This is a genomic window from Shimia sp. Alg240-R146 (assembly GCF_947331465.1).
Taxonomy (GTDB): Bacteria; Pseudomonadota; Alphaproteobacteria; order Rhodobacterales; family Rhodobacteraceae; genus Shimia.
In genome coordinates this window covers 553,952-576,689 of the sequence record NZ_CAMZOK010000002.1, presented here as the reverse complement: position 1 = coordinate 576,689, position 22,738 = coordinate 553,952, and the positions used below count along the sequence as shown (strand labels likewise).

At 59.3% G+C, this 22,738-nt stretch carries 15 protein-coding genes; 14 read left to right on the top strand and 1 reads right to left on the bottom strand.

The window, feature by feature from the left end; translation table 11 throughout:
• Nucleotides 1-549: 549 nt before the first annotated feature.
• The 6 genes from PG871_RS12035 (at nt 550) to PG871_RS12010 (ending at nt 12,142) form a co-directional block, all read left to right on the top strand.
• Entirely contained in the window at nt 550-3,174 is a 2,625-nt protein-coding gene (locus PG871_RS12035; protein WP_270729627.1) for a calcium-binding protein, read from the top strand.
• A 257-nt stretch (nt 3,175-3,431) separates the two neighbouring features.
• Nucleotides 3,432-6,533 (top strand): Ig-like domain-containing protein, encoded by a 3,102-nt coding sequence (locus PG871_RS12030; RefSeq protein ID WP_270729626.1) that lies wholly within the window; start codon nt 3,432-3,434, stop codon nt 6,531-6,533.
• 52 nt (nt 6,534-6,585) lie between these two features.
• Nucleotides 6,586-7,923 carry a TolC family protein gene (locus PG871_RS12025; RefSeq protein ID WP_270729624.1) on the top strand — a complete coding sequence of 446 codons (1,338 nt, stop codon included), beginning with the start codon at nt 6,586-6,588 and terminating at the stop codon, nt 7,921-7,923.
• On the top strand, nt 7,920-10,220 hold the full coding sequence (locus tag PG871_RS12020; RefSeq protein WP_270729622.1) for an ATP-binding cassette domain-containing protein: 2,301 nt from the start codon (nt 7,920-7,922) through the stop codon (nt 10,218-10,220). Before PG871_RS12025 ends, PG871_RS12020 begins: the two co-directional genes overlap by 4 nt.
• Nucleotides 10,217-11,410, top strand: a complete 1,194-nt coding sequence (locus PG871_RS12015; protein ID WP_270729621.1) for an HlyD family efflux transporter periplasmic adaptor subunit — start codon at nt 10,217-10,219, stop codon at nt 11,408-11,410. The genes PG871_RS12020 and PG871_RS12015 overlap by 4 nt, the downstream gene beginning before the upstream one ends.
• Nucleotides 11,411-11,539: 129 nt before the next feature.
• A complete protein-coding gene (locus tag PG871_RS12010) occupies nt 11,540-12,142 on the top strand; it encodes a LysE family translocator (RefSeq protein ID WP_270729620.1) in 603 nt (200 codons plus the stop codon).
• Between the two features lie 3 nt (nt 12,143-12,145).
• Here PG871_RS12010 and PG871_RS12005 read toward each other — a convergent pair whose 3' ends face one another.
• Nucleotides 12,146-12,859: a trypsin-like serine peptidase gene (locus tag PG871_RS12005; RefSeq protein ID WP_270729619.1), complete on the bottom strand. Its 714-nt coding sequence runs from the start codon at nt 12,857-12,859 to the stop codon at nt 12,146-12,148.
• A gap of 486 nt (nt 12,860-13,345) precedes the next feature.
• Here PG871_RS12005 and acs point away from each other — a divergent pair, with 486 nt between their 5' ends.
• From acs to PG871_RS11965, 8 genes are all read left to right on the top strand, one after another.
• Nucleotides 13,346-15,310: an acetate--CoA ligase gene (acs, locus tag PG871_RS12000; protein ID WP_270729618.1), complete on the top strand. Its 1,965-nt coding sequence runs from the start codon at nt 13,346-13,348 to the stop codon at nt 15,308-15,310.
• A gap of 3 nt (nt 15,311-15,313) precedes the next feature.
• Nucleotides 15,314-15,997, top strand: a complete 684-nt coding sequence (locus tag PG871_RS11995; RefSeq protein WP_270729617.1) for an adenylate kinase — start codon at nt 15,314-15,316, stop codon at nt 15,995-15,997.
• A 65-nt stretch (nt 15,998-16,062) separates the two neighbouring features.
• A complete protein-coding gene (locus tag PG871_RS11990; RefSeq protein WP_054000993.1) occupies nt 16,063-16,323 on the top strand; it encodes a DUF4212 domain-containing protein in 261 nt (86 codons plus the stop codon).
• 15 nt (nt 16,324-16,338) lie between these two features.
• Nucleotides 16,339-18,123, top strand: a complete 1,785-nt coding sequence (locus PG871_RS11985; protein ID WP_270729613.1) for a sodium:solute symporter family protein — start codon at nt 16,339-16,341, stop codon at nt 18,121-18,123.
• A gap of 109 nt (nt 18,124-18,232) precedes the next feature.
• Nucleotides 18,233-20,062, top strand: coding sequence for a DUF294 nucleotidyltransferase-like domain-containing protein (locus tag PG871_RS11980; protein ID WP_270729612.1), 1,830 nt, complete (start codon nt 18,233-18,235; stop codon nt 20,060-20,062).
• Nucleotides 20,063-20,077: 15 nt separating this feature from the next.
• Entirely contained in the window at nt 20,078-20,596 is a 519-nt protein-coding gene (locus PG871_RS11975) for a hypothetical protein (protein WP_270729610.1), read from the top strand.
• 1 nt (nt 20,597) lies between these two features.
• Complete coding sequence (locus PG871_RS11970) at nt 20,598-22,007, top strand: 3'-5' exonuclease (protein WP_270729608.1); 1,410 nt, start codon at nt 20,598-20,600, stop codon at nt 22,005-22,007.
• Between the two features lie 126 nt (nt 22,008-22,133).
• The gene (locus PG871_RS11965; RefSeq protein ID WP_270729606.1) at nt 22,134-22,640 is read left to right on the top strand and encodes a flavin reductase family protein; all 507 of its coding nucleotides are present in this window, start codon (nt 22,134-22,136) and stop codon (nt 22,638-22,640) included.
• Nucleotides 22,641-22,738: the final 98 nt, after the last annotated feature.

Genomic DNA, 22,738 nt, shown 5'->3' with positions numbered 1-22,738 from the left:
AAGCCGCGCATTGCGTCGACACGGTACACTCGGTGCCGCGGATTGGGCGTCGCCCGGCGAATCCTTGTGACTAGTTTTTCCAAAAAAATGCCCCACCTGCCCGAAAGCCGCACGTTGCACCGCGCCCTGCATCGAATTTGCCCTAGACGGAACGTTGACCGCTCTGCCACTTCGCTCACATTTTCGGTAAATCGCGCTGCTTTGTCCGTGGGTCCTACAACGGGGAATTCCAACACTTCTGTTTGATATCAGAACCTTAAGATCTACTTCAATTTAGACAAATCAATCTCGGATTTGCCGCCAATTTCGGCGGCGGCACCGACGGTTCTGGCTTTGGATTTCGTTAACACTTGGCCACTACTCAAAACTAAGGGACCGCCGGATTATGAGTGATTTTGCACTCTCGGCACCGAGGTAGAGCCAAGAACTGAAGCTCCTGACGCAGAAAGCGGCGCGCGACGCAAACGATGCGACTCCGGTCATTTGACCCGCAACGTTTCAAAGCACCCGCCAAAATCATGATTCAGAGACTTTTCAGGATTTCTGCCGATGCCGACAACGATCACCCTCGACACCTCAGCCGCTCCCATAACCGTGCAGCAGGACATGTTTGGGTCCAACCTTCTGTCGGACACCAATGAATCGGGTGGCAGGCCAAATGACGCGTTCGTTGAGGCCGCCGATTTGGTTGGTGCTAGTCACTTTCGCTATCCTGGTGGACGCGCTTCTGGTGAGGACATCTCCCAACTCGACACTTCGGCAGAGGGCTTTGACCAGCTGGATGCCGAGCTAAGGACGTTTCTGGATTGGGCAAAGGAAACCGGTACGAGCGTAACCTTAGTGGTCGCAGCACTGGACGACAGTCACGCAAATCCCGCTGAGTTGGAAGCCTGGGCCGAGCTGGTTTTAACCTACATGGGTGAAGACGCGGATTTGATCAAAGCCTATGAAATTGGCAATGAATTTTGGCAATCCATCGACGAGACCACCTATGGCTCCAACGCACAAATCATCACCGAAGCCCTGAGCAATGTCGAAATCGACGGCTTTCGGCCGGATATCTATGTGCAAACCGCCAACGTGACCGGAGGGCAGTCCCACTACAAGGGTGCCAGCAATGGCACTTTCTCTGACGCTGACGCGCTGGCCGCAATGCAGCACTGGGACCCGGACATGCGCCCGTCGGGCTGGGAAGACGGCCAAACTGCTGAAGAATACTACTACAGCCTCAACGTCTACGAGCAGCGCATCATCAAAGGCAACCTTGAGCTGATGGAACAGCTTGATGCCGATGGCGACATGTCAAACGGCTTTCAATTTGACAGTTCCAACGGCTTTGATGGCATCGTCGCGCACTACTACATGAACGAATGGACTGACGGTTTCGACCTGTCTGAAAACGCAACAAGTATGGAATTGCGTAATCTTGACCTGCGGTTTTCGGTCTGGGAGGGCCTGATCCCCGAAGACATCGATGTGCGGGTCACCGAATGGAATATCGACACGGACAACTATGGCTCGCAAGGGTTGCGCGCCGCCGGCACATTGATCGAACAGTTTTCCAACATGCTGGAGCTTGGCGTTGATGGCGCAGAGTTTTGGACTGTGCGCCACAATACCTCAACGTCGGTCGCAGGATCGCCGGATGACGTGGGCGAGATCGAACTTTCCCCCGCCGGTTTGGCGTTGATGCACTTGGCCAACACCTATCAAAACGCAAACGGCGATCTGGCTCTCTATACTGCGGGAGGCTTTGACCCGACCGAGATGGAGGTCAACGTTTACGGCGACAACTATAGCCGCATTGTGTACGTAATGTCGCTCAGCGACGAATTTGGCGAGGAATTCTCTCTGGATTTGTCGGGTATCGCTGAAGGATCGACAGGCTGGTCTGCCGTAGTAATAGGCATCGACCCCACGTCGTCCGACGGGCTGAGCGAACAGCGGGTTTATGACGAAGATGGGTTGCTGATCTCGCGCAACCCGAAACGGGAAATCACCGAAGCAGAGCGTGATGCGTTGATCGACAAGCTTGGTGACGCCTACAGCGACGGCATGATCAAATTAGTCAATGGTGTGTGGATGACTTATTTGCCGGACGCCGACGACATTCTGGTACGCCCCGGCGTGACCAATCCAACCGCGCTGGAAGACTTCTACTATCCGACCGAAAGCGACGTCATAGGGTTGGAGACCTATTTTGACATGTCCGATCTCGGCCAGTCGGTGACAGACATTTCGTTTGATCTCGATCCTTACGAATTGATCGCCATCACATTGGAAGTTGTCTACGACCAAAATGGCGGCGCCACGTCGGATTACATCGCAGGCGGGGTTGGCCGCGACCTCATTCGGGGCAACGCCGGCGCCGACACCATCCGCTCCAAAGAAGGCGACGACACCCTGCACGGTCATGCGGGTGACGACTACCTTGTGGGCGGCAGAGGCAATGACGAACTGAACGGTGGCGGCGGACGCGACAGCCTGGAAGGCGAAGACGGCAACGACCTGTTGGCTGGCCACAACGGGCGTGACACACTGCGTGGCGGCGAAGGCGACGACACGCTTGATGGCGGAAACGGCGACGATTCCCTGTATGGCGACAATGGCGCAGACTTGATCTCAGGCGGGATTGGCTCGGACCGGCTCTCAGGCGGAAACAGCAGCGACACCCTGTTTGGCGGCGACGGCCAAGACACAATTTTTGGCGGCTACGGCAGCGACAATTTGTACGGAGACGCGGGCGACGATGTGCTCCGTGGCGACGGTGGTGCCGACCGGCTCTCAGGCGGCAACGGCAGCGATGTTCTGGACGGCGGGGTTGGCGACGACAGGCTGTTTGGCGGCAATGGATATGACTATTTGCAGGGTGGCGATGGCAACGACGTGCTAAATGGTCAGGTCGGAAATGACACGCTAACAGGCGGCACCGGGGCGGACGTGTTTGAATTCAGAACCGGTGACGGCGCAGATGTGATCACAGACTTTGATGGCGGAGAAGGCGATCAGATCAACTTGCACGGTGTCGCGGATATCGTCGATTACGCCGATCTGGTGGGCAATCATTTGGTCCAATCCGGCAGCAATGTGGTCATCTGGATGGATGCAAACCACCATATTACATTGGCAAACACTGCCCTCTCCGATTTGACTGCAGAACACTTCCTGTTCTAACGACATCAAATCGCACCACGGTATTGGAGCAGCGATTGAAATCTGCCCCGTTTGGGGCAATACCGTGCTTTGCCTGCAATATGCGAGATTGAGCAACCCTTTGTCATCACGTCTATTTTTCAAACGAACAGCGGCATTCACGGTGTTGCTAGGCAATTGATAAAAAATAATTGGAAAATCAAATTTCTCTCCGTATAGTCGCCGTCAAATCATAAGGGCAAAAATGCCCAGTTTGAGAACAAGAGCGGTGAATATTTATGAATAGTTATGGTTATGCCGTCCGCGGTGCGGACGAAGGCGTGGTACGTGGTCAGACTGCGGTTTCCGATCACGGGATCATTCCAGTGTCACAGGCGACGGATGTGTCATTGAACCTCTCGCCACTGGATGTGACGGCTTACACGCGCCAAGGTGGGGATCTTGTGATCACACTTGCCTCCGGGGAAACCATTACCCTTCAGGGCTATTTTGCCGGCGACCTCGCTGACGAACGCGAACTGTTTCTCAGCAAGGATGGCCAGTTTCACAAAGTCGACCTTGGCGACGCGGTTGGCGACCAGTATTTCGCGCAATACAACAGCCTTTCGATGGACGACAAGTGGTCGGAACACGACGACCTGGCCTTTCTCGACCTTGAGCGGATCGAACCGGTTGTGGCCCCTCTTGCGGCGGCGGTACCGGGTATCGGAACCTTGCTTGGTTTGGGGGGCGCTGCGGCCGTGACCGGCGTGGTTGGAGACGACGGCGGCGGCGGCGGTGGTGGCGGCCTGATCATCCCGACAGTCAACGATCCTGATGTCGGGATCGACATTGGCGGCACCGGCACTGACACCGTGACCATCACAGGAACCGGTGAGCCCGGTTCTGATGTCTCGGTGTCCGTTGGCGACACCACCGAAACCGTCATCATCGACGATAGCGGCAATTGGGAAGTTGTCCTCGAACCCGGCGAGCTGCCTGCTGATGGGGTTTACGACACCGTTGTGACCGTTACGGCGCCCGACGGCACGATTTACGATCTGGACGGCCCGACCGTCGACATCGACACCACCGCGCCCGACGCTCTGGTCACCGATGGCACACAGTCAACAGGCGATCTGGTCAACGAAGCAGACCACGCCACCGGCCATGTTATCACTGGCACCGGCGAAGCGGGCGCGACCATCGCGGTCGAAATCGACGGCACCACCCACACCACCACGGTGCTGGACGACGGTAGCTGGTCGGTGACATTTGCCACCGGCGAAATCGCAACCGGGGAATATGAAACCGCCGTGACCATCACCTCCACCGACGAACGCGGCAACGCCACCACGGTGACCGATGTTCTGGTGGTTGACACCATCGCCCCTGGCGCCACTCTTGGCACTGTTGAAGGCGACAATGTGATCAACGCGGGCGAAGCCAGCGACGGCGTCGTTCTTACCGGCACAGGCGAGGCCGGAACCACGTTGACCGTAGAGTTCCAGGGCACAACCCAGACCGTCACCGTTGACGACAGCGGCGCATGGTCCTTGTCTTATGGTGCCGCAGACATCGTGGCCGGTACCTACGACAGCGAAGTCACCATCACCGCGACCGATCTGGCGGGCAACAGCACCAGCGAGACGTTCACGGTGCATGTGGACACCGAAGGCGGCGCCGCGATCAGCACACCGATTGCAGGCGACGGCATCGCCAACGCCGCTGAGCTTGGCGCGGGTCTGACCTTGTCGGGCACAGCAGAGGCGGGATCACAGGTTGCAGTGACCGTCGAAGGTGTCACTCACAATGTGACGGCAGATGGATCTGGCAATTGGACAGCAACTTGGACCGACGGCGAAATTCCAACCGGGTCTTACGACACTTCGGTGACCGTTGTGGCCACTGATGCCAACGGCAACAGCACCACCGTCAGCGAAACTTTCCACGTTGATACCGAAATCAACGCCGGACTGGACGCAGGACAAATGGGTGGCGACAACACCGCCAACGCAGCCGAAGTTGCGTCAGGCATCACTCTGACTGGCGTCGCAGACGCAGGCTCGCAAGTGCTCGTCACGCTCGAAGGCGTCACCCGCACGGTGATGGCCGACGGTTCAGGCAACTGGACCGCATCTTGGGCTCCCGCGGAAATTCCGTCAGGCACCTATGACAGCACAGTCTCCGTGGTTGCGACCGATTCCGCTGGCAACAGCACATCGACCAGCGGCACCGTGCACGTCGACACCGAGATGTCGGTTGGCTACGACAGCGGTCAGGCTGGCGGCGATGATATCGCCAATGCAGCCGATGTGGCGGGTGGCGTGATGCTGACCGGCACGGCCGATCCAGGCACTTTGGTGCAGGTCACCCTTGCCGGAACCACCCGCACAGTGACCGCTGCCGCCAATGGCACATGGTCCGCGGCGTTTGGCGCTGGCGACATTCCTCAGGGCGAATATGACGCCACCGTCACCGTCACAGGCTCTGACGCGGCGGGCAACGTGGCGACCACCACTGGCACCCTGCGCGTCGACACCTCCACCGCAGTGACCGTGGATGTGAACGCCGAGCTTTTCACCAGCCCTGTGAACGCGGCGCAGATGAACGGCGGTCTGGTCATGGAAGGCTCAGCCGAACCCGGCGCCACGGTTTCCGTAACTGTGGACGGCGTTGTACGCACCGCAACCGCCGATGGCTCGGGCAACTGGTTTGTCACCTATGAGTCAGGCAGCCTGCCCGAAGGCACCTATACCGCCAACGCGACACTGTCGGTAACTGACCTTGCGGGCAACACCGCGACCACCACGGCCAGCTTTGACATCGACACCGAAGTCACCACGCCAATTGTGCAGTCGGTGACATTCGCCGACGATGACGTCAGCTCTGTTTCGTTGACCACAGAAGATCAGACTTACGAAGTTCACGCACTTCATCAGAACGGCAGCACGTCGGAACTGGCCACAACAGAAGTTCCGCTGGGCGGCGATGAAAGCCTCTTTGTGCTCAATCCTTCTGCGTCGGACGGTACCCACCTTGTGGTGTCCTCCACGGATGATGCCGGCAACCAATCAGACACGCTTTTGGTGTTGGACGACAACGTCACCAACGCCGGCACGCTGGATCACGCCTCGCTTGGCGGCTTCAACATCGAAGGCATCGAACTCGACTATGCCTCCGATGCAACCCTGACCCTGAACGAAGCGCAAATTCGCGAATTGTCCGACACGTCCGACACTCTCACGATCCACGGTGGGTCAGACGATCAAGTGACCGTTGCAGGCGCCCAGAACACAGGGCAAACGGTTGATATCGAAGGGGAAACCTACGATGTCTACACAGTGGGTGATGATGGTGTGACGCTGGTCATCGATCAAGACATCAACGTGATTGTCTGATCATCAAGACCGGGACCGCGCCACGCACATCCACAGGACTTGGACACTGACAATGCCCCGTAAACCGCTCAAATATGGTCTCATGCCCCTTCTGGGGCTGAGCCTGCTTGGCGGGTGTATGCAATCGCTTCCAAAGATGGAAAAGCCGGCCTTCCTGAAAAACCTGTCCAAAACCGACGCTGGTACAGACACAGAAGTCTCCAAGGCCGCCAACGCGTTTTCACAGCCCGAAACCAAAGCGCAATCCGACATTCTGGACACACTGGTAGCCCGCCGTTCGGTTCTCCCCAGCGACAGCCATCTGGCGCATGTGTCTGGCGTGGCGTTGACCTCTTCCAACCGCGCGGCAGAGGCACAGCTCAAGACTGCCAAGCTGCGCGCCGAGGCTGAAGACAAGAACTGGTTGCCGACATTGGGCCCAACTGTGTCGCTGACATCGCTGGGTGATGTGGTCGCGGGGCTGGTGCTGGATCAGGTGATTTTTGATCACGGTCGCAAAAAAGCCGAACGCGCCTATGCGGCGGCGGATGTCGAAGTGGCGGCCGTGACCTTGTCGCAGGACATGAACGACCGCAGCTACACCGCGATGGCGCTGTATATCAAAGCTCTGCGGGGCCAAGAAAAGGCGGCAGTCGGCGACCGTGCGCTCAAGCAGATGAACCACTTTGGCGACATCGTCGAAGGGCGCGTATCGGGTGGTGTGTCCAACAAGGGTGATTTGCGCATGGTGCGCACAAAGATCAGCACCCTGCGCACCATGCGCGACACAGCCTCTGAGAGTGTCGAGACCGCTTTGTCGGAGCTAACCGCCATGACCGGCACACGTTTTGACCTCGCGCCGGTGTCCGGCGTCGAGGTCAATGGCTCTGTCGAGGCTCTTGAGGTCATCAAATCCAGCGCCGAAGCCAAACGCGCCGTCGCGCAGGCCACCGTTGAGCGCGCTGGTCAGCTGCCGGGGCTGTCTGCATCAGGCACAGCCTCGACAGGCGGCAACTCTGCGTCACTGGATATCAGCACCGAAACCGGTCTGGGATTTGGCACCGGAAAACGCATTCAGGCCATTGAGTCCACCAAAGAAACCGCAAAGCGCCAAGTCGCCGAAGCCCGCGAGGATGCCGCGCGGTCCGAAAGCCGCCTGCGTCGTGAAATAGACAGCCTCGCGCGTCAGGAAACCGAGGCCGTCGCGCTGTCCAAGGACGGGCGCGAAACCTTTAAGCTCTTCCAAGCCCAGTTCCGTGCCGGACAGCGCTCCGTGCTGGAAGTTGTGGATGTCTATGAGCAATCCACCTATCGCGCGCTGGACGGGATCGATGCGAAATTCGACAAGATCCTCGCGCAGCTCAAATTGGCCCGAGACATGGGGCTTTTGGCGGACGGAGACACAATTTGACCAAGGCCAAAGCCCCGGTTGTGCTCTCCATTGCGGCTGTGAAACCCGGCGCAGCGGCCAATGCGCCTCAATCGGTCCCCACCAGCCCCAAACCAGCCGACCAAACCCACGCGCGCTCTGCCCCGCAGCCCGCGCCGACACCACAGCCTGATACAGCCAAGCCTGCAGACGCCCTTCACGATCTGGTCGAGGCCACGGCCACCCGCATTGAACACCGCGCCGGCCTTGTGGCCACCTTGGCCGCGCTCAATGGCGTCGACATACCCGTGTCCGACATCGGCGAGTTCATGTGGACGACGGCCCCCGGCGACGTGACCATTGGCGCGCTTGCCAAAGCTTTGGCCCACGCGGGCGTCGACCCCAAAGTACACAACCGCCTCGCCATCAGCCCCAAAAGCTGGCCCGCGATCGCGATGATGACCAACGGCCAATCCGTGCTCGTTCTGTCTCAAGAAGACGACACGCTGACAGTGTTTGACGCGACCTGTGTCGACAACCGCGCCGAGGTGCCGGTGGCTGACTTCGCGCCATTCTTTGCAGGCTCTGCCTTGGCCGCCAAGGTCTCCCTGCGCCAATTGGCGGATCGGCATGTGCCGCAACTGACCACGGGGCACTGGTTTTGGGGGGAGTTCTCCAAATACCGCCGCCATGTCGGCGAAATCATGTTGGGCTCGCTTGTGGCCAACTTGCTCGCAGTCGCCGTCGCGCTGTTTTCGCTGCAAGTCTATGACCGCGTGATCCCACATCAATCCGAGGCCACGCTTTGGGTGTTGGCGATGGGCGTTGTTGCGGCGATCCTGCTTGAGGGCGCGCTGAAACTGGCGCGCGCGCGCATGAGCGATGCCGCTGGCCGCCGGATGGAGCTTTCGATCCAGCACCGGCTGATGAAACGTCTGCTGGGCATGCGCTCGGACCGCCGCCCCCTGCCCCCATCCGGCCTGTTTGCCGCCATGCGCGACTTTGGCGCGGTGCGAGATTTCTTCACCTCCTCCACCATCGCAGTGCTGGCGGACATGCCGTTTATCTTGATCTTTCTTGCGCTGGTGGCGTCAATTGCGGGCAACATGGTTTGGGTTCTGATCGCGGGCGGTCTTTTGATGGTCCTGCCCGCCTATGTCCTGCAAAAACGCATGATCGCGCTGTCGCGCCAGACCCAAGGAGCGTCGACCAAGGTCGGGCGGCTCTTGCAAGAGGTCATCACCGAACTCGACACCGTGAAAACCCAACGCGGCGAGGATCGCGTGTTGCGCCTTTGGGACGAACTCAACGAAGTTTCCAGCCACTCCAGCGCCGAACAACGCCGCCTTGCCGCCACCTTGACCCACTGGTCCCAAGGTGTGCAGCAGATCACTTATATTGCCACCGTGGTCATTGGCACCTACCTCGTGTTTGCGGGCGAATTCACTGTCGGCACCATCATCGCCACGGGTATTCTTACCTCGCGCACGCTGGCGCCGCTCACGCAATTCGCCGGCACACTGGCGCGCTGGTCCAACGTCAAAGGCGCGCTGGAAGCACTTGATACCATTGCGCTTTCCGAACAGGAAAAAGATGGCGCCCGCAAGTATTTGCGCCGCGAAACCATTAAGGGTCAGTTTGAACTGCGCGAAGTCAGCTTTTCCTATGATGAGGACGTCGCGCCCACGCTCGATGTTCCCGGCGTTGTGATTAAGCCTGGTCAGCGCGTCACCATACTGGGCGCCAACGGCTCCGGAAAATCCACACTTCTGAAACTGCTCGCCGGACTTTACGGCACCACCAAAGGCCGCATTCTTGTGGACGGCGCCGACATGGGCCAAATCGACCAGCGCGACCTGCGACGTGGCATCGGCTACCTGTCCCAAGACGTACGCCTGTTTGCGGGCAGCTTGCGGGACAACCTCAACCTGACCCAACTGGAACGCGATGATGATCGCCTGATGGCGGCGCTTGATTTTGCCGGTCTTGGCGAATTCATTCGCAACCACGCCCAAGGCCTTGACCTGCAAGTGCGTGACGGCGGCGAAGGCCTGTCGATTGGTCAGCGCCAGTCCATCGGCTGGGCGCGGCTCTGGCTGCAAAACCCGCCTGTGGTGCTGTTGGATGAACCCACAGCCGCGCTTGATCAAACGCTGGAACGCACATTGGTCAGCCGCCTTGGCACTTGGCTTGACGGACGCACCGCGCTGATCGCCACACATCGCACACCTATTCTGGCGCTTTCCACCCGCACCTTGATCCTGCAAAGCGGGCGTCTGGTGGTGGATGGCCCGCGCGAAAAAGTGCTGGCGCATCTCGCCGCAGGGGAGCGCGCATGACCAGCCTGACACCTGAGCATTTTGACGACACCGACACGGCGTTTGACGATCAACTGCGCGCCTCACGCCTGACGATCCGCCTGATTGCGGGGGCAGTTTTGCTGTTCCTGATCTGGGCCGCCTTTGCTTGGGTGGACGAAATTGTGCGCGCAGATGGCGAAGTCGTCAGTTCCTCGCGCAGCCAATCGGTGCAAAACCTCGAAGGCGGCATTCTCGCAGATCTCGCCGTGAAACAAGGCGACTTGGTCGAAGCCGGACAGGTTCTCGCCACGCTCAGCGATACCCGCTTCCGCTCTGCCTTTGACGATTTGCAGGATCAGATCGACGCACTGGAAATTCGCCGCATGCGGCTTGAGGCGGAAATCGCCGGCGCCTTTGAATTTGAAGTTCCCGCAGAATACGCCAAGCGCGCCACGCGCATTCTTGCGTCTGAACGCGCGCTGCTTAAGGCGCGCCAAACCGATCTGGACAGCCGCCGTGAGGGCGCGTTTACCCAACTTGAGCAAGCCAAAGAGGAGCTGCGCAACATGCAGTCCCTCTACAAAAAGGAATACGTCGCGCTTTTGGAGGTCAACAAGGCGCGGGAAAAGTCCGCCGAGGCCGAGATCCGCTATATGGACATCCTCACGCAGGCAGAACTTGAGCTGGCCGAGGAATACTCCGAGACCCTCAAAGACATCACATCGCTCAAACAGGAAATCCGTCTTGCCACGGATCAGCTGAACCGCACCGTGATCACCGCCCCCATGCGCGGCATCGTCAACAGCCTTGCGGTGACAACCATCGGCGGTGTCATCCGCCCCGGCGACGAGATATTTGAGATCATTCCCTTGGGCGAAGACCTGTTTGTCGAGGCGCGGGTGCGACCGGAAAACATCGCCAATGTAGAGCCCGGTCAGGAAGCGTCGATCAAGCTCACGGCTTATGACTACACGATCTACGGTACGCTCAAAGGCAAAGTGGATTTCATTTCTGCCGATACATTTGAAGATGAGCGCGACCCGTCTTTGCCACCGTTTTATCGTGTGACCGTGACGGTCGACATCGACAATCTGACTGAGCGCCAAAAAGCCATCGAGATCCGCCCCGGAATGCGCGCCAGCGTCGAGTTGCACACCGGTTCAAAAACCGTGCTGCGCTATCTGATGAAACCGCTCTACAAATCCCGCGAAGCGTTCCGCGAACCATAGAGCCTCCCGTCGATCATTTGCGTGTTTGATAGGCAGCCCCACAAAAGGTGTATGGCTCCAACTCTTTAAGGCCATGACACATCCGGCATTCTCCCCTAGCCTACGCCAAGGACAGCCGGAGCACGCCTTATGGAACTCACCCACATCATCGCTTTCAACATCGCCCTGCTGGCAGCTATTGCCAGCCCTGGTCCGGCCTTTCTCGTCGCCGTAAAAACCGCGGTGTCCAGTGGTCGGCGCGCAGGTATCGCCGTCGGCATGGGGCTTGGCCTGATGGCTGCGCTCTGGACCGGTGCAGCGCTCTTTGGGTTGGAAGTTGTGTTTGTCGCCTTCCCATGGGCCTACACCGCCGTGAAGACCATCGGCGCGCTCTATCTTCTTTATATCGCGTTTGGCATGTGGAGGGGCGCCCGCGATCCGCTGTCCACAGATGTGAAACCCGCGCGACACGCCTTTCGCCAAGGCATCCTCATCAATCTGATGAACCCGAAATCGGTGCTGTTTGCTGCCGCCGTTCTGGTGGTGATCTTCCCGCCCAACATGACATTTGGCGAAAACTTCTTGGTCCTCGCCAACCATCTTGTGGTGGAATGGATCGTGTACACCGCCATCGCATTTGGCATGAGCACCGAGGCCGTCAGCCGGCGCTATTTGCGCGGCAAGCTTTGGCTAGACCGTATCGCCGCCAGCGTGTTGGGCGCACTCGGCTTGCGTTTGCTGATTGACCGTTAGGCCTCAGCCGCCCCGCATCATCTCTTGCAGGGCCTTAGCGGTTAGCGTCGTGCCAACAGACACAGTGCGCCCGCCCATCGCGGCACGGGCTGACACCACAGACACCAACGACGGTGTTTTTCCGTTTCTTAGAGCGAGAACCGGCGCGCCCGAGGCGCCAAAATCGACGTCACACGACATCACCAGCGTTTGGTGCTGCGTGGCCAGAACCCGACAGGGATATTCCAGCACCGGATCATTGCGATTGCCGATCGTATAGCTCAACACGCCCAGCATGTCGCCAGACCCCAACCGGATGTCCTGCGCCATAGGCAGTACAGCGCTGCTGTCAATCGGGCTGGTCAGCCGCAGCAACGCCAGATCGTGGCCCACCTGCGCCGCACCATTGCGGACGTGGCGGTAATCGGGATGGGCAACGGCGCTTTGGACGCGCCTTACAGCTGTGGCCTTGCCATTCCGAAGGCCCGCCTGAAATTCGATTTGGCCGGGTTCTACGCGGCGTCCGGTTTTGGGATCATAAAGACAATGCGCCGCCGTCAAGACCAGTTCCGGCGACACCAAGGCGCCAGTACACATGGCATTGCCACTGACCATCAAGCGACCCACCGACGCTTCGCCGGGCAGGCTGTCCTTGATATTGCGCCCTTGGGTGGCGTCGGCAAAACCCGCAGTTGGCACAAGGCCAAAAACGAAACAGGCTATTTTTAGAATGCGCATATCAGCTCCTCTGGACAGCCTGACCAGATAGAAGGAGCAGTTGGGCAGCATTCAGGCAAAAGCGGCGCCATTTGCCGCCCTTTTCGGCGCAGTTGATGGCACTGCGCCGCCCCCGCGCCGCGTTCCCGCCGCAATTCTTGACGCCCTCTTTGAACGCAGTGTGAGCCCTGAGCGCGCAGGCATGGAACGTTTTGTCACACCCGCCAACAAGTCGCTTTGCGCCGCTGTCTTCTGCGCAAAGGCAGGTGATTGCACTTTTTCATACACACGCCTGAGGTTAACAGAGTCCTTATTTTCAAGTAGATGCCCGACGATTTGGCAACTAATTTACAGATATTTCAGCGCTAACAGGAAATGTATTTACAGAATTTACGTTCTTTTTCCTGTGCTTATTTAGTTATTTTCCGATCTGTCTATTCTTTGGAATTGACGCTGCCCTAAGGGCGCAGCGGGGAGAAAGTTTCGAGATCGAGGAGAGGAGCCTCTATGTCACCTGATACAGCCGTAAACCACACGTTCCCGCCGTCCAAAGACTTGGCCGAGACCGCGCACATTGATGCGGCGCGTTACGACGCGATGTACGCGGCGTCGATATCTGACCCTGAGGGGTTCTGGCGCGAGCATGGCCAGCGTGTGGATTGGATCAAGCCCTACACCAAGGTGCAAAACAGCTCCTTTGCGCCCGGTGCTGTCGACATCAAATGGTTTGAAGACGGCACGCTCAATGTGGCTGCCAACTGTATCGACCGCCATCTGGAAACCCGTGGCAATCAGGCCGCGATCATCTTTGAACCTGATGATCCCAACGAGCCGGCGCAGTCCATCACCTATGCCGATCTGCACCGCCGCGTCTGCCGTATGGCCAACGTGCTGGAAACCATGGGCGTGCGCAAAGGCGACCGCGTTGTCATCTATCTGCCGATGATCCCCGAAGCCGCCTACGCCATGCTGGCCTGTGCCCGCATCGGCGCGATCCACTCCATTGTGTTTGCCGGCTTCAGCCCCGATGCGCTGGCCGCGCGGGTGAATGGCTGCGACGCCAAGGTTGTCATCACCGCCGACACCGCGCCCCGTGGCGGGCGCAAGACCGCGCTCAAATCCAACGCGGATGCGGCGCTCTTGCACACCAAAGACACTGTCAAATGCCTCGTTGTGAAACGCACCGGCGATCAAACCACATGGATTGACGGCCGCGATTACGACTATAACGAGATGGCGATGGAGGCGAACGACTACTGCAAACCTGCAGAGATGGACGCCGAAGACCCGCTGTTTATTCTCTACACCTCAGGCTCCACCGGTCAGCCCAAAGGCGTGGTGCATTCCACCGGCGGCTATCTGGTCTACGCCGCGATGACCCATGAATACACCTTTGACTACAAAGACGGCGACATCTTCTGGTGCACCGCCGATGTGGGCTGGGTCACGGGCCACAGCTATATCGTCTACGGCCCCCTGGCCAATGGCGCCACCACGCTGATGTTTGAAGGCGTGCCGACCTACCCGGATGCGTCGCGCTTTTGGCAGGTCTGTGAAAAGCACCGTGTGCACCAGTTCTACACCGCGCCGACAGCCCTGCGCGCGCTGATGGGTCAGGGCAACGAATATGTCGAGAAATGCGACCTTTCCAGCTTGCGCATCCTTGGCACCGTCGGTGAGCCGATCAACCCCGAGGCCTGGACCTGGTACAACGACGTGGTCGGCGGCGGGCGCTGCCCGATTGTCGACACCTGGTGGCAGACCGAGACCGGCGGCCACATGATGACCCCTCTGCCCGGCGCGCATGCCACCAAACCCGGTGCCGCGATGAAGCCGTTCTTTGGCGTCAATCCGGTGGTTCTGGATCCGCAGTCCGGCGAAGAGATAACCGGCAATGGCGTCGAGGGCGTCTTGTGCATTCAGGACAGCTGGCCCAGCCAGATGCGCACCGTCTGGGGCGATCACGAACGCTTTGAGAAGACCTACTTCTCCGACTACAAAGGCTACTACTTTGCCGGTGACGGCTGTCGCCGCGACGAAGACGGCGATTACTGGATCACCGGTCGTGTGGACGATGTGATCAACGTGTCGGGCCACCGTATGGGCACCGCCGAGGTGGAATCTGCACTGGTGGCGCATGCTGCCGTGGCCGAGGCTGCCGTTGTGGGCTACCCGCACGACATCAAGGGCCAGGGCATCTATTGCTACGTCACGCTGATGAACGATCAGGAGCCATCGGAAGAGCTGCGCAAGGAACTCCGCACCTGGGTGCGCACCGAGATCGGCCCGATTGCCTCGCCTGACCTCATTCAATGGGCGCCCGGTCTGCCAAAGACCCGCTCCGGCAAAATCATGCGCCGCATCCTGCGCAAGATCGCAGAAAACGACTACGGCGCCCTCGGCGACACCTCAACACTCGCTGACCCTTCCGTCGTCGAAGACCTCATCGATAACAGAATGAACCGGAGCTGAGCTATGCTGGATAAAACCACCACGCCCGCCCCTGTTCTGATCTTGCTTGGCCCCCCCGGGGCCGGCAAAGGCACGCAAGCGCGTATGCTGGAAACCCGGTTTGGCCTCGTGCAGCTTTCCACCGGAGATCTGTTGCGCGCGGCTGTGGCTGCAGGCACGGACGCTGGCAAACAGGCCAAAGCGGTGATGGAGGCCGGTGACTTGGTGTCTGACGACATCGTCATCGCCATCCTGCGGGACCGTCTGGGCGAGGCCGACTGTGCCAAGGGCGTCATCCTTGATGGCTTCCCGCGCACAACGGTTCAAGCCGAAGCGCTGGATGCGCTCTTGTCCGAAACCGGTCAGCGCATCAACGCCGCCATCAGCCTTGAGGTTGACGACGGCGCCATGGTGACCCGCATTTCCGGTCGCTACACCTGTGGTGGCTGCGGTGAAGGCTATCACGACAGCTTCAAACAACCCGCCAAATCCGGTGTCTGCGACACCTGCGGCGGCGGCGACTTCAAACGCCGCGCGGATGACAACGCCGAAACCGTTGCGTCGCGCCTAGACGCTTATCACGCACAGACCGCACCTTTGATTGCCTACTACGACGGCAAAGGTGCACTGCAATCGGTCGACGCCATGGGCGACATCGACGCGATTGCCAAAGAACTTGGGGCCCTCGTCGCACTGGCGACGGCCTAAAGGGAAAGCGAGGGCGCAAATCGGCGCCCTTGTGGAGGAAACGGAAACGAGAGGGAGGAGACATCATGTCCGACAACTCATCCAACAGCGCATATTGGTCCGCCAATGTTCGCATCATCCTGATCAGCCTCGTCATCTGGGCGCTGGTCTCTTTCGGGTTTGGCATTCTGCTGCGCCCGATGCTGTCCGGCATTGCCGTGGGCGGCACTGACCTTGGCTTCTGGTTTGCACAGCAAGGCTCCATTCTCGTCTTTCTTGGCCTGATCTTTTTCTACGCCTGGAAGATGAACAAACTCGACGCCGAACACGGCGTTGAAGAAGAATAAGGGACCAGTGGGACAATGAGCCAATTTGCAATCAACCTGATGTTTGTGGGCGCGTCTTTTGCGCTCTACATCGGCATCGCGATTTGGGCCCGTGCCGGGTCCACGTCTGAATTTTATGCTGCGGGTCGCGGCATTCACCCGGTCACCAACGGTATGGCGACAGCGGCTGACTGGATGTCAGCGGCCTCGTTCATTTCGATGGCCGGCCTCATCGCCTTTACCGGCTATGACAACTCTTCCTTCCTGATGGGCTGGACCGGTGGCTACGTGCTGCTCGCGCTGCTGCTTGCGCCTTATCTGCGTAAGTTCGGCAAGTTCACCGTGTCGGAATTTATCGGCGACCGCTTCTACAGCCAGACCGCCCGCATCGTTGCGGTGATCTGTCTGATTGTGGCTTCCACCACCTATGTGATCGGTCAGATGACCGGTGTGGGCGTGGCTTTCGGCCGCTTCCTTGAGGTGTCCAACACAGCTGGTCTTTTGATCGGTGCCTGTGTGGTGTTTGCCTATGCTGTTTTTGGCGGCATGAAAGGCGTGACCTATACGCAGGTGGCGCAATATGTCGTCCTGATCATGGCCTACACCATTCCGGCGATCTTCATCTCGCTGCAGCTGACCGGCAACCCTATCCCTGCTCTGGGTCTGTTTGGCGATCACGTGGCTTCTGGTGAGCCTCTCTTGCAGAAGCTTGACGCCATCGTGGGCGAGCTGGGCTTTAACGAGTATACCGCCCACCACGCGGACACGCTGAACATGGTTCTGTTCACCTTGTCGCTGATGATCGGTACTGCGGGTCTGCCGCACGTCATCATGCGCTTCTTCACCGTTCCCAAAGTGTCTGACGCACGTTGGTCGGCCGGTTGGGCGCTGGTGTTCATCGCGCTGCTTTATCTGACAGCTCCGGCTGTGGGTGCCATGGCGCGTCTGAACATCACCGACATGATGTGGCCCAACGGAACCAGCGGCGAAGCTGTGTCGGTTGAGCAGATCGAAAATGAACCCCGTTACGACTGGATGGCCACATGGCAGAAGACCGGTCTGCTGGACTGGGAAGACAAAAACGGCGACGGCAAGATTCAGTATTACAACGACAAGAATGCTGACATGCAGGCGATGGCCGCGGAAAAAGGCTGGGAAGGCAACGAGCTGACCAAGTTCAACCGTGACATCCTTGTTCTGGCCAACCCGGAAATCGCCAACCTGCCGTCTTGGGTGATTGGTCTGGTGGCTGCGGGTGGTCTTGCTGCTGCGTTGTCAACAGCTGCTGGCTTGCTGCTCGCGATCTCCTCGGCTGTGTCTCACGACCTTATCAAAGGCGCCATCAATCCGGGTATCTCGGAAAAAGGTGAGCTTTTGTCGGCACGAATTGCCATGGGTGTTGCCATTGCTGTGGCCACATACCTGGGTCTCAATCCTCCGGGCTTTGCGGCGCAAACTGTGGCTCTGGCCTTTGGTCTTGCTGCGGCTTCGATCTTCCCTGCTCTGATGATGGGGATCTTTTCCAAGAAGATCAACAACACCGGCGCTGTGGCAGGCATGCTCGCAGGTCTGACCGTGACTTTGGTTTATATCTTCCTGCACAAAGGCTGGCTGTTCATTCCGGGCACCAACTCCTTTACCGATGCTGACCCGCTTCTGGGCACAATCAAATCGACCAGCTTTGGTGCTGTCGGTGCGGCTGTGAACTTTGGTGTCGCGTATCTGGTGGCCAACATGACCAAGCCGATCCCCCAGGAGATCAAAGACCTTGTCGAAAGCGTGCGCGTTCCAAAAGGCGCAGGCGCAGCACAGGATCACTGATCGGTCCCACTTGACCGATCGGGGCGGTGTCCGCTCCCCGGCGCCGCCCCCCCTGATCCTGTCCCGTTCGACTCTGTCGAGCGGGACATTTCACTGATAGGTTCCGAGAATGCCCCTTACCAACGACCAGATCACCCGCTTCTTGCGCGCCGTGCACCCCTATGATGCGCTTCCTCCTGAGACCCTGCTGACTTTGGCAGACGACTTTGAGGTCTGGGAGGTCGAAAAGGAATTCTCTGTCTATGACCTTGGCGAGAAACTCGCAGGTCTGTTCATCGTCTATGAAGGCGTGATCGAAGTGCGCGACGAAAATGACGTGGTCGTGTCCCACCTCGGTCTGCGCAACTCTTTTGGCGAACGCGGATTGCTGCGCGACGGCATCGCCGTCACCTCGGCCCGTGCCGAAGAACACGCCCTGTTGCTGGTATTGCCGCCTGCCAAATTCCGCGCCCTGATTGCGGATCATGACCCCGCGCGACGCTTCTTTGACCGCTCCCGCGGGGCGCGCAAAGCCAAGACCAACGATCTTGCCACCTCCCGCGTTGACAGCTTCATGGCACGCAACCCCATCACCGTGGCCTCGACAGTCCCTGTTGGCGAGGCCGCCCGACTGATGCGTGAAAAGAGCATCTCTTCTCTCTGCATCACCGAAAACAACGCCCTTTCCGGCATCCTCACATCTGGTGATCTGGTTGGCAAAGTGCTGGCCCAGGCCCGCCCGCTGACCACCCCCGTGTCCGAGGTGATGACATCCGCGCCGATCTCTCTGCCCCCGACCGCCATCGGCTCGGATGTGCTGCATGTGATGATGGAACGTGGCATTGGCCATGTGCCAATCGTCGAAGCTGGCAAGCTGATCGGCATCGTGACGCAAACCGATCTGACCCGTATTCAGGCAATCAGTTCCGCTGAACTGGTGGCCGAAGTCGCCAACGCGGCGACGGCTGACGACATGGCAAAGGTCACCGCGCGCATTCCGCAATTGCTGGTTCAGCTTGTTGCTGGTGGCAACCGCCACGAAATCGTCACCCGTCTGATCACCGACATCGCCGACACCGCCACCCGTCGCCTTTTGGCGCTGGCCGAAGACACATACGGCCCACCGCCCGTGCCTTACCTGTGGCTGGCCTGCGGATCGCAAGGACGTCAGGAACAAACCGGCGTCAGCGATCAGGACAACTGCCTCATTCTGGACGACGCGGTCACAGACGACATGCGTACAGGATATTTTGCAAAGCTCGCCAAGTTCGTCAGCGACGGGCTTGATGTCATCGGGTATTTCTATTGCCCCGGTGACATGATGGCGACCAACCCGCGCTGGCGCCAACCCCTGTCGGTCTGGCGTTCGTATTTCGCAGGTTGGATCGCCACGCCGGATCCAGAAGCGCAGATGCTCGCCAGCGTCATGTTCGACCTGCGCCCGATTGGTGGCACCGTCGATCTCTTTGCAGATTTGCAAAGCGACACCCTCAAGGTGGCCGCCAAGAACTCGATCTTTGTCGCCCATATGACCGGCAACTCTTTGGGTCACCAACCGCCCCTCGGCCTGTTGCGCGGCCTTGCCACGATCCGCTCGGGTGAACACAAAAACCAGCTCGACCTAAAGCACAACGGCGTTGTGCCAATCGTCGATCTGGCGCGGCTTTATGCGCTGCAGGGCCAGCTTTCCGAGGTCAACACCCGCGCCCGTCTGACGGCGGCGCAATCGGCCAAAGTGCTTTCGGAAACCGGCGCGGCGGACCTTCTGGATGCCTATGACCTGATCGCGGAAACGCGTCTTGAACATCAGGCGCGCCAGATCATGGCTGGCGGAAAACCCGATAATTTCCTCAGCCCCGCTGCCCTGTCGGACTTTGAACGCAGCCACCTGCGCGACGCCTTTGTCGTTGTGAAATCGCTGCAATCCGCTATCGGTCATGGCAAAGGCCTACTGAGCTAACCAAAGGATTGTCGCATGTTTCTTGAATTGATCGCCACTTTCGTCGCCGGTATCGCAGGCGCGGGGCTGATGCTGCTGATCACGCGTGTGACCGGCAACCGCCTGCCCCGCTGGTTGGTGCCTCTGGCGGCAGGTGGCGCAATGCTGGCGGCCACCATTGCCTCTGAATACGGCTGGTATGGCCGCACCGCCGAGGCAATGCCCGAAGGCTTCGAGGTTGTCCAAACGGTTGAGAACAAAGCGCTCTATCGCCCGTGGACCTATGTTGCGCCCTACATCGAACGCTTTGTCGCGCTCGACACGGCCTCTGTGCAGACCAACGCGGCCCTGCCCGAACAGCGTCTGGCAAACGCGTATTTCTATGGCCGGTGGGCGCCTCTCAATCGGTTGATCGTTTTGGGCGACTGTGCCCAGAACCGCCGCGCGGCGATCACCGACACCATCGACTTTTCCGAAACCGGCGCCATCGAAGGGGCCGATTGGGTCACCGTGCCTGCCGACGATCCCTTACTAACCGCCCTATGTGAGACCTGACATGACACACCTCAGCCTGCGCCTGCGTATCCTGCTTTTCTTTGTGCTCTTGGCACTTGGCGGCATGGCCATCGTGGCGTTGGCTCTGGTCGTGGGCTATCGCAGCGCTTTGGTCGATGGGGTGTCATCAGGCTTCACGCTGGCGGCTGTGATCGCAGGATTTGGCCTTTTGGGTCTCGCCACCGCTGTCTGGTTCCTGTTTGACGAAAACGTCGCCAAACCGATCGAGAAACTCGCCGCCACACTGCGGGTGCGCGCCCATGCCGGCGTGGCCACGCCGCTGGACACCCACGCGGCACGCTATCTTGGTGATCTGGCTCCGGCGGCTGATGCGGTGACCACACAGCTCGACACCAGCACGCTGGATGCCGCCGAGTTGGTGGCGCTGGAAACGGAAACTCTGGCAGACGAGAAAAACCGCCTGACCGCGCTGCTGTCAGAAATTCCCCTCGCCATCGTGCTGATCGGCCCAAGCCACCGCATCGTGCTTTATGATGGTCAGGCCGCAACCGCGCTGGCCCAAATCGCCCCGCCGCGCCTGAACGCCTCGATCTTTGAATATTTCGACAAGGCCACGCTGCTGGCAGCGCACGACGAGCTTGGCAAGACAGACCGCGAAACCGCGTTTGAAGCCACCTGCCCCAAAGGAGCCGTCAGTTTTGCCGCCCGCCTAAAACCGCTGGGCGCTGCGCGCGGCTATATGATGCTGATTGACGAGGCGCACAGCCACCTCTCACCTGAGGCCGCCCGCCCGTTGACCTATGATTTTGACCTTCTGACCGCTTCCGGCCCATCCGATTTGATGCAACTTCCGCTGGATCGCGTGCCGTTTGTGGTCTTTGACAGCGAAACCACGGGGCTTCTGCCGCACAAGGATGAGATCATACAACTCGGCGCCGTGCGCGTTCTGCGCGGCGAGATCGTTCCGGGCGAAGAGATTAACCGCTTTGTGAACCCCGGCCGCCCAATCCCGCCGGCGTCGACCAAAGTACACCACATCACCGACGCCATGGTTGCAGACGCCCCGCCCCTGCAACCGGTCGCCACCGAGTTCAATCACTTCGCGCGCGACGCTGTGATCGTCGCCCACAACGCCCCGTTTGACATGGCCTTCCTGCACCGCCGCGCCAAAGATTTTGATCTCGCATGGAAACACCCGATCCTTGACACAGTGCTGCTCTCTGCCGTGTTGTTTGGCACCACCGAAAGCCACACGCTCGACGCGTTGTGCGAACGGCTGGCGGTGGCCATCCCGACCCATCTACGCCACACCGCACTTGGCGACGCCCAAGCCACAGCCGAGGTGCTGTGTCGCATGGTGCCGATGCTGAAATCACGCGGCTTTGACACCCTGCAAAAGGTGATCGAACAGTGCCAGAAACACGGTCGCCTGCTCGAAGATCTGAACTGACCCGCACGTCGCAGGCGCATGCACAAATCCCGCACCCCCGCGGGAATTTTGCGCACCCTCTTGCAACAGACACCATTTCCCTCCAATGCTGCCCCAAAGCGCATACAGGCAAACAGCAGGCCGTCGATGGACATCATTTCAGAGGTTTTTGAACCCACCCCCGAAAATCAGCGCCCCTATCGCAATGCGTTGGGCAGCTTTTCAACGGGTGTGACCGTCATCACTACCCTGACAGACATCGGCCCCGTCGGAATGACCGCCAATTCCTTTGCCTCTGTCTCGCTTGAGCCACCGATGGTGCTCTGGTGCCCTGCCAAAACTTCTGACCGGTTCGAAGCTTTTGCTCCTGCGCAGCACTACGCCATTCACGTGCTGCGCCATGACCAGCACGCGCTGGCGCTGGAATTTGCCCGTCGCGCCGATGCCTTTGACCTTATTGATCGCCAAGATGGCGCAAACGGCGCGCCGATCTTTGACGATTGTCTTGCCCGTTTTGAATGTAGCACCGCCGCGACCCATGACGCGGGCGATCATGTCATCATGGTCGGCAACGTGACCCACGTGCTGCTCAACACCGGGGCGCCGCTTATTTTTGCACAACGCGACTATGGCACCTTCGCGCAGGGCATTTAACGCATGTGGGGCCTTCTTCGCCCCCTTTCCTTCAGGCACCCTTGCCAGATAGCTCCTGCACGGCAAAACTGCGCCCATCCCGCAAGTTTTTGCATTTC